Origin of the sequence: Poseidonocella pacifica (assembly GCF_900111875.1) — a bacterium.
Classification (GTDB): Bacteria; Pseudomonadota; Alphaproteobacteria; order Rhodobacterales; family Rhodobacteraceae; genus Poseidonocella; species Poseidonocella pacifica.
Genome location: NZ_FOJU01000004.1, coordinates 164,403 through 177,170, shown reverse-complemented (window position 1 = coordinate 177,170; position 12,768 = coordinate 164,403). Strand labels below are relative to the sequence as shown.

Annotated in this window: 17 protein-coding genes; 13 read left to right on the top strand and 4 right to left on the bottom strand. The window is 59.8% G+C overall.

Annotated features, from left to right (window positions below; genetic code table 11):
* Nucleotides 1-61: 61 nt before the first annotated feature.
* Nucleotides 62-907, bottom strand: coding sequence for a bifunctional DNA-formamidopyrimidine glycosylase/DNA-(apurinic or apyrimidinic site) lyase (gene mutM / locus BM234_RS12810; RefSeq protein WP_092065592.1), 846 nt, complete (start codon nt 905-907; stop codon nt 62-64).
* Between the two features lie 84 nt (nt 908-991).
* Here mutM and ubiE point away from each other — a divergent pair, with 84 nt between their 5' ends.
* Complete coding sequence (ubiE, locus tag BM234_RS12805; protein WP_092065590.1) at nt 992-1,744, top strand: bifunctional demethylmenaquinone methyltransferase/2-methoxy-6-polyprenyl-1,4-benzoquinol methylase UbiE; 753 nt, start codon at nt 992-994, stop codon at nt 1,742-1,744.
* A gap of 3 nt (nt 1,745-1,747) precedes the next feature.
* Entirely contained in the window at nt 1,748-3,286 is a 1,539-nt protein-coding gene (gene ubiB / locus BM234_RS12800; RefSeq protein WP_092065588.1) for a 2-polyprenylphenol 6-hydroxylase, read from the top strand.
* Here ubiB and BM234_RS12795 read toward each other — a convergent pair whose 3' ends face one another.
* On the bottom strand, nt 3,287-3,958 hold the full coding sequence (locus tag BM234_RS12795) for a flagellar hook capping FlgD N-terminal domain-containing protein (protein WP_092065586.1): 672 nt from the start codon (nt 3,956-3,958) through the stop codon (nt 3,287-3,289).
* Nucleotides 3,959-3,969: 11 nt separating this feature from the next.
* Nucleotides 3,970-5,394: a flagellar hook-length control protein FliK gene (locus tag BM234_RS12790; RefSeq protein WP_092065584.1), complete on the bottom strand. Its 1,425-nt coding sequence runs from the start codon at nt 5,392-5,394 to the stop codon at nt 3,970-3,972.
* 115 nt (nt 5,395-5,509) lie between these two features.
* Between BM234_RS12790 and BM234_RS12785 the strand changes: the two genes are divergently transcribed.
* The 6 genes from BM234_RS12785 to BM234_RS12760 all read left to right on the top strand — a co-directional run bounded on the left by BM234_RS12785 (nt 5,510) and on the right by BM234_RS12760 (nt 9,264).
* A complete protein-coding gene (locus BM234_RS12785) occupies nt 5,510-5,791 on the top strand; it encodes a rod-binding protein (protein ID WP_092065582.1) in 282 nt (93 codons plus the stop codon).
* Nucleotides 5,788-6,144, top strand: coding sequence for a hypothetical protein (locus BM234_RS12780; RefSeq protein ID WP_092065580.1), 357 nt, complete (start codon nt 5,788-5,790; stop codon nt 6,142-6,144). The genes BM234_RS12785 and BM234_RS12780 overlap by 4 nt, the downstream gene beginning before the upstream one ends.
* Nucleotides 6,145-6,345: 201 nt before the next feature.
* Complete coding sequence (locus tag BM234_RS12775) at nt 6,346-7,602, top strand: flagellin (protein WP_092065578.1); 1,257 nt, start codon at nt 6,346-6,348, stop codon at nt 7,600-7,602.
* 92 nt (nt 7,603-7,694) lie between these two features.
* Nucleotides 7,695-8,075: a flagellar biosynthesis regulator FlaF gene (flaF, locus tag BM234_RS12770; protein ID WP_092065576.1), complete on the top strand. Its 381-nt coding sequence runs from the start codon at nt 7,695-7,697 to the stop codon at nt 8,073-8,075.
* Nucleotides 8,072-8,476: a flagellar biosynthesis repressor FlbT gene (flbT, locus tag BM234_RS12765; protein ID WP_092065574.1), complete on the top strand. Its 405-nt coding sequence runs from the start codon at nt 8,072-8,074 to the stop codon at nt 8,474-8,476. Before flaF ends, flbT begins: the two co-directional genes overlap by 4 nt.
* A complete protein-coding gene (locus BM234_RS12760) occupies nt 8,473-9,264 on the top strand; it encodes a DUF1217 domain-containing protein (RefSeq protein ID WP_092065572.1) in 792 nt (263 codons plus the stop codon). Before flbT ends, BM234_RS12760 begins: the two co-directional genes overlap by 4 nt.
* A gap of 13 nt (nt 9,265-9,277) precedes the next feature.
* Here BM234_RS12760 and BM234_RS12755 read toward each other — a convergent pair whose 3' ends face one another.
* A complete protein-coding gene (locus BM234_RS12755; protein ID WP_092065570.1) occupies nt 9,278-10,603 on the bottom strand; it encodes a FliI/YscN family ATPase in 1,326 nt (441 codons plus the stop codon).
* A gap of 86 nt (nt 10,604-10,689) precedes the next feature.
* On the opposite strand from BM234_RS12755, the gene BM234_RS12750 reads away from it, so the two are divergent.
* From BM234_RS12750 to BM234_RS12730, 5 genes are read left to right on the top strand one after another with little or no spacing between them, the layout of a single operon-like run.
* On the top strand, nt 10,690-11,076 hold the full coding sequence (locus tag BM234_RS12750; RefSeq protein WP_092065568.1) for a FlgB family protein: 387 nt from the start codon (nt 10,690-10,692) through the stop codon (nt 11,074-11,076).
* A 15-nt stretch (nt 11,077-11,091) separates the two neighbouring features.
* Nucleotides 11,092-11,478, top strand: coding sequence for a flagellar basal body rod protein FlgC (gene flgC / locus BM234_RS12745; protein WP_092065566.1), 387 nt, complete (start codon nt 11,092-11,094; stop codon nt 11,476-11,478).
* 11 nt (nt 11,479-11,489) lie between these two features.
* A complete protein-coding gene (gene fliE / locus BM234_RS12740; protein ID WP_092065564.1) occupies nt 11,490-11,780 on the top strand; it encodes a flagellar hook-basal body complex protein FliE in 291 nt (96 codons plus the stop codon).
* Nucleotides 11,781-11,783: 3 nt separating this feature from the next.
* Complete coding sequence (locus tag BM234_RS12735; RefSeq protein ID WP_092065562.1) at nt 11,784-12,050, top strand: flagellar biosynthetic protein FliQ; 267 nt, start codon at nt 11,784-11,786, stop codon at nt 12,048-12,050.
* Between the two features lies 1 nt (nt 12,051).
* Nucleotides 12,052-12,765: a flagellar hook-basal body complex protein gene (locus tag BM234_RS12730; RefSeq protein WP_092065560.1), complete on the top strand. Its 714-nt coding sequence runs from the start codon at nt 12,052-12,054 to the stop codon at nt 12,763-12,765.
* Nucleotides 12,766-12,768: the final 3 nt, after the last annotated feature.

Here is a 12,768-nt window from a genome sequence, read left to right as displayed (position 1 = left end):
TTCGCTTTCGGGCTGTTTCGCTCAAACCTGAGTAGTGACAACCTTCCCGGCACGGTTCAAGTTATCTTTGGCAAGCCCCACAATAGAAGCTCGAGCGACCAGACTGCACCATCCGCAGGACAGGCGCGCCGCAGGTTCGGCAGGCTTCGCCCTCCCGGCCGTAGACATCGAAGCTGTGTTGAAAATATCCCAACTCCCCGTCGGCGCGCCGATAGTCGCGCAAAGAAGAGCCTCCCGCCGCAATCGCCTCGGCCAGCACCGCCCGGATGATCGGAACGAGCGACGCGATACGCTGGGGCGAAATGCGCGCCGCTTTTCTCATGGGTGAGATTCCCGCGCGAAAGAGTGCCTCGCAAACGTAGATGTTCCCGAGCCCCGCCACGACCCTCTGGTCGAGCAGCGCCGATTTGATCGGTGTGTTCCGCCCCCGCAACCGATCAACAAGATAGCTTTCGTCAAAGGAATTTCCCAAGGGTTCGGGACCCAGCGAGGCGAGCAGGGGGTGCGCGTCTTCTTGCCCCGTCACCAGAAGGTCCATGGCGCCAAACCGGCGGGGATCATTGAACGTGATCCGCGCGCCATTCTCCATATGAAGGACGACATGATCGTGCTTCTCCGCCGCGGGATGCTCATATTCGAACTGACCAAGCGGGTCACCCGACACGAGCACACGGCCGGACATGCCGAGATGCATGAGCAAGGTTTCCCCACCGCTCAGTTCCATGAGGATATACTTCGACCGCCGCCATAGGCGTTCCACCACCTTCCCAGTCAAACGCTCGGCCATCCGCTCCGGAAATGGCCAGCGCAGATCAGGACGGCGCACCTCAGCCAATGCGATCCGCTGCCCTTCCATCGCGGGCAGAAGTCCGCGGCGAACGGTCTCGACCTCGGGCAATTCAGGCATCTGGGCTCTTCTCCTTCTGACGGTGCATTGTACCCGCGCGGCGGCGCCTTATAACAAGGGCAAGCGGAGAGGACGACAAGCCCCATGAGTGACGACGCAGGCAAGACCACACATTTCGGATATCAGACCGTCCCCGAAAGCGAAAAGGCGGGCCGCGTGCGCGGCGTCTTTAGCAACGTGGCGTCCAAGTATGACGTGATGAACGACGCGATGTCCTTCGGCATTCATCGGGTCTGGAAAGATGCGATGATGGATTGGCTCGCACCGCGGCCCGGGCAACAGTTGCTCGATGTGGCCGGTGGCACGGGTGATATTTCCTTTCGGTTTCTCAAGCGAGCCGGCCGCGGGCATGCAACTGTGCTCGACCTGACCGAGGCGATGCTCAACGAAGGGCGGCTTCGTGCGGACGCCGCCGATATGGAAGACAGCCTCGATTGGGTGGTCGGCGATGCCATGGACCTGCCCTTTGAGGATGACAGCTTTGACGTCTACACCATCAGCTTTGGCATCCGAAACATAACCCGCCCGCAGGAAGCGCTCAACGAGGCGTATCGCGTGCTCCGCCCCGGAGGCCGCCTGATGGTGCTGGAGTTCAGCCAGATCCCCAACCCGACGATGCAATGGGCCTATGACCGGTATTCCTTCAACGTCATTCCCGCGATGGGCCAAGTGATCGCCAATGATCGCGACAGTTATCAATATCTCGTGGAATCGATCCGCCGGTTTCCGGATCAGGACACATTCCTGGATATGGTCAGGGAGGCCGGGTTCGACAATGCAAAGTATCGGAACCTGAGCATGGGCATCGCTTGCCTGCACTCCGGCTGGAAGCTCTGAACGATGCGCGGTCCACATAATATCTGGCGCTTGATACGTACGGGCGCGACTTTCGAACGTACCGGTGCCATGGGCGCTGTTCTCGATGCCTTCGACGCTCCGCCCTTCCTCCGGATGCTGGCTCGGACCCTCGGCAAACCCTTCAAATGGTTGGGGTATGCGGGGGATACAACCATGCCCCCCGCAACCCGCGCGCTGACTGCGCTTGGCCCCGCCTACATAAAGTTCGGCCAGATCCTTTCGACTCGGCCCGATGTGGTAGGCGGAGAAATCGCGGGCCAGTTGCGTGTGCTACAGGACAAGCTCCCGCCGTTCTCGATCGAGGAAGCCAAGGCCGCGTTCGAGCATGAAACCGGCTTGCGCGTCGATGATGTCTTCACAGAGTTCAGCCCGCCCGTCGCAGCCGCCTCTATTGCTCAGGTCCATCGCGCGCGCCTGCGGGAAACCGGTGAGGATGTGGCGGTAAAGGTGCTGCGCCCGGGGATCGAGCGTGCTTTCCGGCGCGACATCGACGCCTTCTATTTCGCGGCGCGTATGGTGGAGCTTGTCTCTCCGGCTTCGCGGCGGCTACGGCCCACGGACGTCATCGCCCATTTCGAAGGCGTTGTCCTTGGGGAATTGGACCTGCGACTCGAAAGCAGCGCGGCGTCGGAATTTGCCGCGAACATCGGCAACGACGTCGGGTTTCAGCTTCCATCGATCCATTGGCACCTGTCGGGTCGTCGCGTGATGACCATGAGTTGGGCGGACGGTGCTCCGTTCGGCGATACCATGGCCATCGACGCTGCAGGGCACGACAGGGTCGAACTGGCTGAACGAGTCCTTCAGATGTTCCTGCGCCATGCCCTGCGTGATGGGTTTTTCCACGCCGATATGCATCAGGGAAACCTGAAGGTCGCGGCAAACGGTGACATCATCGCCTTTGATTTCGGAATCATGGGCCATATCGACGAATATACCCGGCGGGTTTACGCAGAGATCCTCTATGGATTTATCAAGCGGGACTATCGGCGTGTTGCCGAAGTGCATTTCGAGGCGGGGTATGTGCCCCGTGACCGGGATGTGGACGAATTCGCCCGCGCCCTTCGCGCCGTCGGAGAGCCGATCTTTGGGATGAATGCGTCGCGCATCTCGATGGGCAAACTGCTCAGCTACCTGTTCGAGGTCACTGAGCGTTTCGGGATGGAAACGAGAACAGAGTTGATCCTGCTCCAGCGGACTATGGTCGTTGTCGAAGGTGTGGCAAGATCGCTCGACCCCCAGATCAACATCTGGCAGGCCGCTCGGCCCGTCGTCGAAGATTACATTCGCCAGAGGATAGGCCCCAAGGCCCTCGTCCGCGACCTCGCGATGACGGCGCAGGTGGCAGCACGGTTCGGGCCACGCCTCCCGGCGCTTGTCGAGGCTGCACTGATACGTCAGTCGACGCCGCCGGCCCCCATAGTCCGTGAGACGGGCCACCCCGCGCTTTGGGCTGCGGGGGGCGCTCTGGTTGGGGGGCTCGCAGTCGCGGCTGTCGCAGCGCTGGCTTTCGGCCTCTAGTTACTCGCGCAAGGCAGAGACATCGGAGGGAGCCACGCTATCGCCGCCGGCGAGGATCAGTTTGGCCCCATCGATGTCGCTTCGCACCTCGACGACCTGAGAATAGCTGCGGACATCGCGCTTATCTACGACGACGCCATTCTCATAGATTTCCATCTGGAAATCATAGGCACCGGACGCGCGGGGCTGACCCGAAGCATCGAGTCCATTCCATTTCATGTCGTCTTCGCCTGCGCTCATGGGCAAACGCTCAACGACCGCACCGCTGGAATTGCGCACGACAATCGATCCGGTTTCGCCCTCGGCAAGCGCATCAAAGGTTAGATCGACAGGAGTTCCGTTGAAGGACGCGGACCCCGGGCTGAGCACGCTCATGCCGACCCATGAGGCGAACTGGGCAATCCCGGTTGTGCCGCCTTGTCCGACGAGAGCCGTCAGAAGGTCGTTCGTCTGCACCTGCTGCTCCACAGAGGAGAACGTCGCGAGTTGCACGGCGTAATCCGAGGATTCTATGGGGTTGAGCGGATCCTGATTCTCAAGCTGCACCGTCAGCATCTTGAGGAAGGTTTCGAAATCGGAGCTGATCGCCGAACCCGAACTTGAAGTCGCGGCAGCGGTCTTGCTGGTTGTTGTGGTGGCGCTTGTCGCGCCGACCGATGAAACGTCCGTCATAGGTGAAACCCTTACAATCTGATATCGAGGCCGCCGCGACCGGCAGCAGGGAGGGATGCGACACGCTGTGCCGAAGCCGGAACAGGATCGTCGCTGCGCTCAATTCCGAACGCGATCATTTCCGCAGAATCTTGTGGAGTGTCGTCCTGACCTTGCTCGGTCATGGACTGATCAAATGAGTAAGTTACGCTCTCATACCCGGCGCCGTCGAACTCCTGCATGAGGGCGTCCGCGTTGCGGCGCAAGAAATCCGCGGTTTCCGGGCGCTCGACGTTGAGCGTTACGTGCACGCCCGCTTCGGTCGGAGAGATGGAGAGGCGAACCCGGCCCAGTTCCTGAGGGTTGAGCGAGATTTCCACCGTGCCAGTCTGACTTGATTTCACGACTTGCGCGATCTGTGCCGAGACGAATTGCGCCCCTGCGGGATGTCGAAAGGGATGGCTCATAGCGGCTTGCCCCGGCGAAGCGCTGCGTGCCTCCTGTGGCTGCGCCTGAATTGAGAGCTCCGTCTCGATCGTGCTTACCGGATCGGCGCTCATCGACATTTCGGCGACGCTTATGGGGACATTCGGAATGGCAGTTGCCGTAGCCTGCACCTGCGGCGGCGTCACAGAAACGCGGGTATCCTTGGGAGGGTCCACGGGGAGCGAATCGGTAGCTGCTCGCAAACGGGGCGCCTCGGCCTTGTCTACATCTCCGGACATCGGCTGCGCTATCTGAGTGATTCCGGGCGACTTTGCTGCATCCTCGGCAAACACTTTCGTGGCCGCTGAACCAGGCGCGGTGCCCAGTTCTGTGCCCCGAACCTGCCGATCAGCATCCACCGCGGCGCTCTGAACGCCGCCGGAAAGCGCGGCGATCTTGGCCGATTCCACTATGGGCCGTTGATTCGCTCCCCTGATCGCATCAGGCGCCACAGCAGCGGCCAGAGGGGATTTCGCAACCTCATCGCTCGAAGTAGAAGTTACGCCAGACTGCGCGGCTTCTTGCGCTTGCATCTCGGCCCGAATTCCTGATTCGAACACGCCCGGGGGGCGGCTTTGCACAACCGCTTCCTCCGCCTTGACCATCGGCTGTTCTGAAAACCGAAGCTCGGGCGTTTTACCGTCGGTTTGTTCGCCGCCTGCGCCCTGCTTGGCTTTTACGAGTTCATCGCTGGCGGTGGGACCAACCAGGAGAACCTCTTCGGAGATGGCCGCCTCCGAGTCCTCACCGGACGCGTTCTCGGTCTCAACCGCCTCCGAATCGGCCTCTATATCCGCGTCTGATCCCTCTTCCCCGGCCAGTTCTTCGACCTGTTCAGGTGAGACGTCTTCGGCCTCGGCGGATTCGGCATCGAAGAGCTCAGAAAAGCGGGAATTTCCGTCGCCTGTTGGCTTGGTGCCGGGTTTGACGGCGAAGGCCACGGGCTGGCCGGTGGACTGCACATTCTGCATTCGTTCTCTCCGAGTTTCACTCTTCCCCGAAGTGATAGACGCATCGCGGTTACCAATCCTTTACCGCCGTACGCGCAATTTACCCGCAGATCATAGTCGTCGAAGGAGAAACCCGATGACCCACCCCGTGGGAGCCAGCCCAGTTATCCCCCCCACCCCGAGCGAGAAATCGGACACCGCCCTGCGCGATGTCGCGACCAAGCTTGAAAGCACCTTCCTCGCGGAAATGCTCAAACACGCGAAACTCGGCGAGAGCCGGGGCGATTTCGGCGGAGGCGTAGGAGAAGATCAGTTTTCCTCATTTCTCGTTCAAGCCCAAGCGGATGCCATGGCCGAAGCCGGTGGTATCGGTCTCGCCGAATCCCTCTTCGCAGCCCTTAAGGAAAGATCCCAATGACCCAAGACGTCACACAGATTTTCGGCGAACTCGACACCTTGCTTGATGAGGAACGCTCTGCCCTTCTGGGCGGGGAGCTGGAACAGATCGCTGCGCTGATGGCGCGCAAGATTGAGCTCATCGAACAACTCGAATCACTCGAAGAGGCCGACCGCGAGCAACTCAGCGGGCTTCACACCAAGGCGACTCGGAATCAGGAACTGCTCGATGGATCCCTGCGCGGGATCCGCGCCGTGGCCAACCGGCTTAGCGATCTGCGCAAACTTCGCCGCGAAATGGAGACCTATGACCAAAAGGGTCAGAAGAATGTGATTCCCGGCACGCCTGCCCGCAAGCTGGAGCGTCGCGCGTGAGGCAGTTCTCTAAAATTCTCAAGAACAGGGCGTTCGGTCTTAGCGCCCCGTTAGCAATTGGCGGCACATAGTCCTCTTGCACCACAGCAATCGGTGGCGCGGCGGGAAAACACCGCTGCATCTGTCAGAATGACGCTCATGCCGAAAACGGCAAACCTATGAAAACAGGCGCAAAAGCGTCTCTGGCTGAAGGATTACAATATGTCCAGCATTCTGACCAACAACAGCGCAATGGTTGCGCTTCAGACTCTCAAGTCGATCAACGGCGACCTCTCCAAGACACAGTCGATGATCTCTACCGGTAAGTCCGTGGCATCCGCCAAAGACAACGCCGCGACCTGGGCCATTTCCAAGGTCATGGAATCCGACGTTGCAGGTTTCAGCGCGATTTCCGACAGCCTTTCGCTCGGCGAGTCGACCATCGCGGTTGCGAGCAACGCAGCCGAGACCGTCACCGACCTGCTGACTGAGATCAAAGGCAAGATCACCTCGGCGCAAGAATCGAACGTTGACCGCGACAAGATCCAGACGGACATCGACGCTCTGAAAGAGCAGATCACCTCCGTTGTCGGCGCGGCTCAGTTCAACGGCCTGAACCTACTCTCCAACACGGATACGACTGTCGGAAGCGGCACCGTAAACGTCATGTCGTCGCTCGACCGCGCCGACGATGGCTCTGTTACCGCCAACAGCATCTCCGTGGTCAAGCAAGACCTTGGCACACAGGAAGAAGTAGCGGGTACAAAAGGCACGAACGTCGGCTCTACCGCAACCATTGCCGATGGCGCCTCTGGTGTCATTGCGACACTCGCAGTTGCCTCAACTGGTGACGCATCCGGCCAAGTCGGCGGCGGACAAACGTTCGAAGTCTCCGGGACCAACCCCTACGGTCTTTCCGCAGCCGTATCCTATGTTGCCCGTGACGGTGACACCCTGGAAAGCGCGACTGCAGAACTGGTCGATCGTCTGAATGCCCAGGCCGCCGAAGATGGCCTCGATTCGACATTCTCAACCACGTCGACCGCCGGTGAGATCCAATTCAACAACGAAAGCACCCTTTCAGTCACAGCAACCTCAGCTGCAGTTGCTCAAGATGATGGCTCCAACCTGGACGGCGAAATTGGTGGCGGCTTGGCCGCGCTGTCGGATATCGATGTCAGCAGCACAGCTTCCGACGACGATCTCTCAGCAGCGCTGACCTCGATCGAAAGCCTGATCCAGACGTCGATCGACTCTGCTGCCACACTCGGCTCCTCGCAGAAGCGCGTCGAGATCCAGAACGACTTCGTCGGCAAGCTGATGGACTCGATGAACTCCGGTATCGGTTCGCTCGTCGACGCCGACATGGAAGAAACTTCGGCCCGTCTGCAGGCCCTTCAGGTCCAGCAGCAGCTGGGTGTTCAGTCGCTCTCCATCGCGAACCAGGCACCACAGCAGATCCTGTCGCTGTTCCGCTAATACTACCTTCCGGGGCCGCCTTGAACGGGCGGCCCCGGGTCCATGAGGCTGCAAAACGCAGGATTCATTCCCGCCCACCGGAAGGATAAGACGTGAACGCGCACACGCTGGCTAAAAATGCCTACGGTCCCACGGCCACTCCGATAAAAACCGCTCGAGCAACAGAATACGAAGCTTTCGCCCGCACCACGAGCCGGATGAAGGCCGCCAACGCCGGCCCCGGACGTCGGGTCAAGGCAATCGCCCAAACCATCCACGAAAATCGCAAACTCTGGGCCCTTTTGTCCACTGACCTCGCGGACAGCGGCAACATGCTTCCAGAGGCCCTCAAGGCCCAGCTTCTCTCTCTTGCCGAATTCACGCGGCAGCACAGCAGCAAGGTTTTGCGCGGCGAAGCGAACCTCGACACTCTCATTGAAATCAACACGGCTGTCATGCGCGGCCTACGCGGTAAAGTGGAGGCTGCAGCATGAGCGGACTTGTTCTCAAACTCAGCCCCAAGGAGCGGGTGTTGATCAACGGCGCCGTCATCGAAAACGGTGATCGCCGCAGCCGTCTCTCCATCGTGACGCCGAATGCGAACATTCTTCGCCTGCGGGATGCGATTCACCCCGAAGAGGCCAACACGCCGGTTCGCCGCGTCTGCTATGTTGCGCAACTCGTCCTGTCCGGCGATGCCGACCCGGAAGAGGCCAAAAGACAGCTTCTTCGCGGTATCGATCAGTTGCAGCAGGTCCTGCTCGATACGGAAAGCCTGACCCTCCTGACCCAAGCTCGGCGCAATGTCGAACTGGACCAGGTCTATCAGGCCATGAAGTCCTTGCGCGCCCTCCTCCCCAAGGAGGAAAAGCTTCTACAGTTCGCCGAAACATGAGCTTCTCACCGATCATACTCGGCACCGGCCTCATGGGCTGGCGCTTTCTGGAAAGTACGATTTCCACCCAGAAAGCAGCCTTCGAGGAGTCGGCGGTCATCCAGCGCGACATCGATTACTTTGCCGAGAAGATCGGTGACGTATCGACCGCGGAGGATCTCATGTCGGATCGCCGCCTACTCTCGGTGGCGCTCGGGGCTTTCGGGCTGGATGAGGACATCAACAACACCTACTTCATCCGCAAGGTTCTGGAGGAGGGCACCGTCGCCGACGATGCCCTCGCCAACCGGCTTTCGGATTCGCGATACGAAGAATTGGCCGGCGCATTCGCGTTCGGTGATCGCCCCGTCCCGCGTACGAAGCTCAGCACCTTCGCCGATGAGATCACCTCTCGTTTTGTGTCGGCCCAGTTCGAAATTGCGGTTGGCGAGCAAGACAACAACATGCGCCTTGCGCTGAACGCCGAGCGAGCGCTGCCTGAAATTCTCGAAAGCGATTCCACTGAGAATTCGAAATGGTTCCAGATCATGGGGACGTCGGCGCTTCGAACCGTGTTCGAAACTGCGCTCGGCCTGCCCTCGAACTTCTCGCAAATCGACCTTGATCAACAGCTGGACGTTTTCAAGGAAAAGGCCAGCCGGCAGTTCAACATCAACTCGATCGAGGACTTCCAGGACGAAGAAAAGATGGGAAAGCTGGTCGATACGTTCCTGCTGCGCTCGCAACTTACCACTGATGGCACGACGTCGAGCAACTCAATCGCCCTGACCCTGCTCACCGGCTATTGATCACCGGATTCTGCTACACCCTACCCTTTGCGAGATGATTGCGGAGCCGGCCAAAGCTGGCCGCGATGTTGTGTGGTTCGGCCTCCGAAACGAAACCATCCAGATGCGGCCACGTCGCTATCGCCTGATCGAGGATCGGGTCAGATCCACGCGAGTACAATCCTGAACGGATCATCATCTCGGAGCGGCTATACGCCCCGAGGAGCTTGCGGGCCTCCCCGATCAACTCATTTTCTTCCGGACTGGCTGCATCAGGCAAGCTTCGTGACACTGACTTTAGAAGGTCAATCGCCGGGAATCGGCCTCGCTCCGCGATTTGCCGATCCATCACCACATGACCATCGAGAACGCCCCGAAGAATATCCGCGACGGGTTCTTCCATGTTGGAGCCTGCGACAAGCACAGAGAAGATCGCGGTGATCATGCCCTGACCTTCCGCACCCGGCCCGGCGCGTTCGCACAGCGACATGATGGTATGTGCAGTGGAGGCCGGAAACCCCTTAAGGCTGGTATCCTCGCCGCCAGCGATAGCAATTTCTCGATGCGCCTCGGCAAAGCGGGTGATCGAGTCGGCGAGAAAAAGCACGTTTTGTCCCAGATCGCGGAAATGTTCCGCGACGGCCATGGCCGTCCAGGCACAGCGCCGCCGCACGAGGGGCGAGCGATCAGACGTGGCGGCGATCACCACGGACCGCTTCATGCCTTCTTCGCCCAAGACATTCTCGACAAAGTCCCGCAATTCCCTCCCGCGCTCCCCGACCAGTGCGACAACAACGACATCCGCGTCCATCTTGGCCGCAAAGGTGGCGAGCAATCGGGATTTCCCGACACCGGAACCCGCGAAGAGACCCAACCGCTGACCTTCGACGATCGGCAGCATGGTGTTGAACACTGCCATGCCCGTATTGAGTCGCTCTCCGAAAGCTCTTCGACTTGCTGGCTGGGGCGGATCGGCCCGCAGATCGCGAGCGACAGGCCCCCGAAGAAGGGGTTTTCCGTCAAGGGGTTGACCATAAGGATCGATGACCCGGCCCAACCATTGATCTTGCGGCGCAATACCGGGATCAGGTTTTAGAATCACCCTGTCGCCCAAGGCAATTCCCTGGATGGGAGCATCGGGAAGCATGACGAGCGTGGCGCCTCCGAGGCGGAGCACTTCGCCCCCCACCGTGCCGCCCGAGCGTCGCCGAATTTGAAGCTGGTCACCGACACGCGCGTGCCGTGACAGACCGCTGACAAGCAGCGTACCGCCCTCGACGGCGGCCACGCGGCCTACGGGAAAACTCATTTGGAGCGAGGAGAGCTCCGCACCGAGGCCTTCGATCGAGCGTGCTGTCATTTAGCCTCTCCTAAACTTCTATGAAAACGGTTTCTAAAGGAATCAGGGTTAAGCCTTGGTTGAAGCCAATCGAGGGAGAAGCCCCGATGTACGACAATCTGAAGATTTTCCATTCTGCGAATGCAATGGCCGCCCACGCCGGAACCCGGCAATCGGTAGTCTCGTCGAATATCGCGAATGCCGATACCCCGGAGTACAAGGCGCGCAAAGTCGCGCCGTTCACGCTTGAAAGCGGTCCCTCCGGTTCTGGCTTCGTCGCTCGGTCAACCCGCGCGCGACATCTCGACAGCGGTTCTGCGACCCGACCGGTCGTAATAACTGCCGACGACACCCCCGACTCCCCCAACGGCAACAACGTCGTGATCGAACTCGAAATGCTCAAGGGCGTCGAAGCTCGTGAGCAACACGATCGCGCCTTGACGATCTACCGCCACGCCATGGGGGTCATTCGTACCTCCATGGGTCGCGGTTGATAGAGGTTAGACAACATGAGTGATTTTTCCAACGCCCTAAATGTATCGGCAAGCGGTCTTCGCGCTCAGGCAACCCGCCTTCAGCACGTCTCCGAAAACATCGCCAATGCCGACACCCCCGGCTATCGCCGCAAATCCATCTCCTTCGAAGCTGTACGCAATGGCGACGAAGGCGCCGTCAAGACAAGCCGGGTCAATCTCGACCGCTCCGATTTGCCCTCTGTCTTCGACCCGGCTCACCCGCTGGCCGACGACAACGGCTATTACCAAGGCTCCAACGTCGATCTCATCATAGAGATCGCGGACGCCAGGGAGGCCCAGCGAAGCTATGAGGCCAACCTCAAGATGTTCGACCAGGTCCGACAAATGTCGTCGGGTCTGATGGATCTTCTCCGGAAATAGGAACTGCCAGAATGGACATGACCGCTCTTACCGCCGCCAGGAATTACCAATCCATCCGCCCGGCGACCCAGCCCGACCCGAACACACCCGGATTCGGCGAAACTCTCGTCCGCGCCGGACAGGATTTTGCAGCGACCCTGCAAGCCAGCGAACAGGAATCGATGAACACCATGTCGGGCAATGGCGACCCGCATGCGCTTGTCCACGCCCTCGCCCAGACCGAACTCGCCGTGGAAACGGCTGTGACGGTTCGCGACAAGGTGGTCGAAGCCTATCAGGAAATCCTCCGGATGCCGGTCTGATCAATGGATCAGCTGATTTTCTTCGACACGCTCCGCCAAGGGCTTTGGGTCGCCGTCACTGTCTCGATCCCGATCCTCGGCGTAGCGCTTGTCGCAGGTTTGACGGTCGGTCTCTTTCAGGCGCTGACATCGATTCAGGAAATGACGCTGACATTCGTGCCCAAGCTCGCGGCCATTGTGGCGATCTTTTGGCTGACCATGGGGTTCATGACGCAAACGCTCGTGACCTTCTTCCAGGACATGATTGTCCCGACCATAATCGGAGGCTGAATTGGAAAATGCCGTCTATGCCACACTGACCCGTCAAACCGGGCTGCTGCGCGAGATGAACCTCATCGCAAACAATATCGCAAATGTGGGAACCTCGGGCTTTCGGCAGGAGGGAATGATCTTCTCCGAGTACGTCATGTCCAGTGATGAAGGCCCCTCGCTTTCCATGGCCAATGGCAACGCAAGGGCGCTGTCGTTTGAACAGGGAACCCTGAGCCAGACAGGCGGCAAGTTCGACTTCGCGATCGAAGGCGATGCGTTCTTCTTGATCGACACGCCGAACGGAGAGCGTTTGACCCGAGCGGGCGCGTTCCTTCCGAATGAAAACGGCGATCTCGTCACACCAGACGGGAACCGCGTTCTTGATGCGGGCGGCGCCCCGATCTTCATTCCGCCGAATGCGACTGATCTTGCCGTCGCATCCGACGGCACGATCTCTGCCGATGGACGCCCAATCGCGCAGATCGGGCTTGTGGCGCCGAATGATCCCGGCGCGCTGGAGCGGGAAACCGGCGTGTTGTTCATCGCCGAAGCAGGGTTCGAGCCCGCCGAGGGAGCATCCATCGTGCAGGGCTTCGTCGAGGGATCCAACGTCGACCCGATCCTACAGATCGCGCGGATGATCGAAGTGCAGCGGGCCTATGAGATGGGCCAGAAATTCATCGAAAAGGAAGATGAGCGGGTCCGTTCCGCCATCAAATCCATGATCCGATAAACC

What these genes read in the sequence shown, in the direction of transcription:
- ubiE (WP_092065590.1), top strand. Translation starts at nt 992, where the DNA reads ATGAGTGACGACGCAGGCAAGACCACACATTTCGGATATCAGACCGTC.
- BM234_RS12795 (WP_092065586.1), bottom strand. Translation starts at nt 3,958, where the DNA reads ATGACGGACGTTTCATCGGTCGGCGCGACAAGCGCCACCACAACAACC.
- ubiB (WP_092065588.1), top strand. Translation starts at nt 1,748, where the DNA reads ATGCGCGGTCCACATAATATCTGGCGCTTGATACGTACGGGCGCGACT.
- BM234_RS12735 (WP_092065562.1), top strand. Translation starts at nt 11,784, where the DNA reads ATGGATCAGCTGATTTTCTTCGACACGCTCCGCCAAGGGCTTTGGGTC.
- BM234_RS12780 (WP_092065580.1), top strand. Translation starts at nt 5,788, where the DNA reads ATGACCCAAGACGTCACACAGATTTTCGGCGAACTCGACACCTTGCTT.
- BM234_RS12785 (WP_092065582.1), top strand. Translation starts at nt 5,510, where the DNA reads ATGACCCACCCCGTGGGAGCCAGCCCAGTTATCCCCCCCACCCCGAGC.
- mutM (WP_092065592.1), bottom strand. Translation starts at nt 907, where the DNA reads ATGCCTGAATTGCCCGAGGTCGAGACCGTTCGCCGCGGACTTCTGCCC.
- fliE (WP_092065564.1), top strand. Translation starts at nt 11,490, where the DNA reads ATGGACATGACCGCTCTTACCGCCGCCAGGAATTACCAATCCATCCGC.
- BM234_RS12760 (WP_092065572.1), top strand. Translation starts at nt 8,473, where the DNA reads ATGAGCTTCTCACCGATCATACTCGGCACCGGCCTCATGGGCTGGCGC.
- flgC (WP_092065566.1), top strand. Translation starts at nt 11,092, where the DNA reads ATGAGTGATTTTTCCAACGCCCTAAATGTATCGGCAAGCGGTCTTCGC.
- BM234_RS12790 (WP_092065584.1), bottom strand. Translation starts at nt 5,394, where the DNA reads ATGCAGAATGTGCAGTCCACCGGCCAGCCCGTGGCCTTCGCCGTCAAA.
- BM234_RS12755 (WP_092065570.1), bottom strand. Translation starts at nt 10,603, where the DNA reads ATGACAGCACGCTCGATCGAAGGCCTCGGTGCGGAGCTCTCCTCGCTC.
- BM234_RS12750 (WP_092065568.1), top strand. Translation starts at nt 10,690, where the DNA reads ATGTACGACAATCTGAAGATTTTCCATTCTGCGAATGCAATGGCCGCC.
- BM234_RS12775 (WP_092065578.1), top strand. Translation starts at nt 6,346, where the DNA reads ATGTCCAGCATTCTGACCAACAACAGCGCAATGGTTGCGCTTCAGACT.
- flbT (WP_092065574.1), top strand. Translation starts at nt 8,072, where the DNA reads ATGAGCGGACTTGTTCTCAAACTCAGCCCCAAGGAGCGGGTGTTGATC.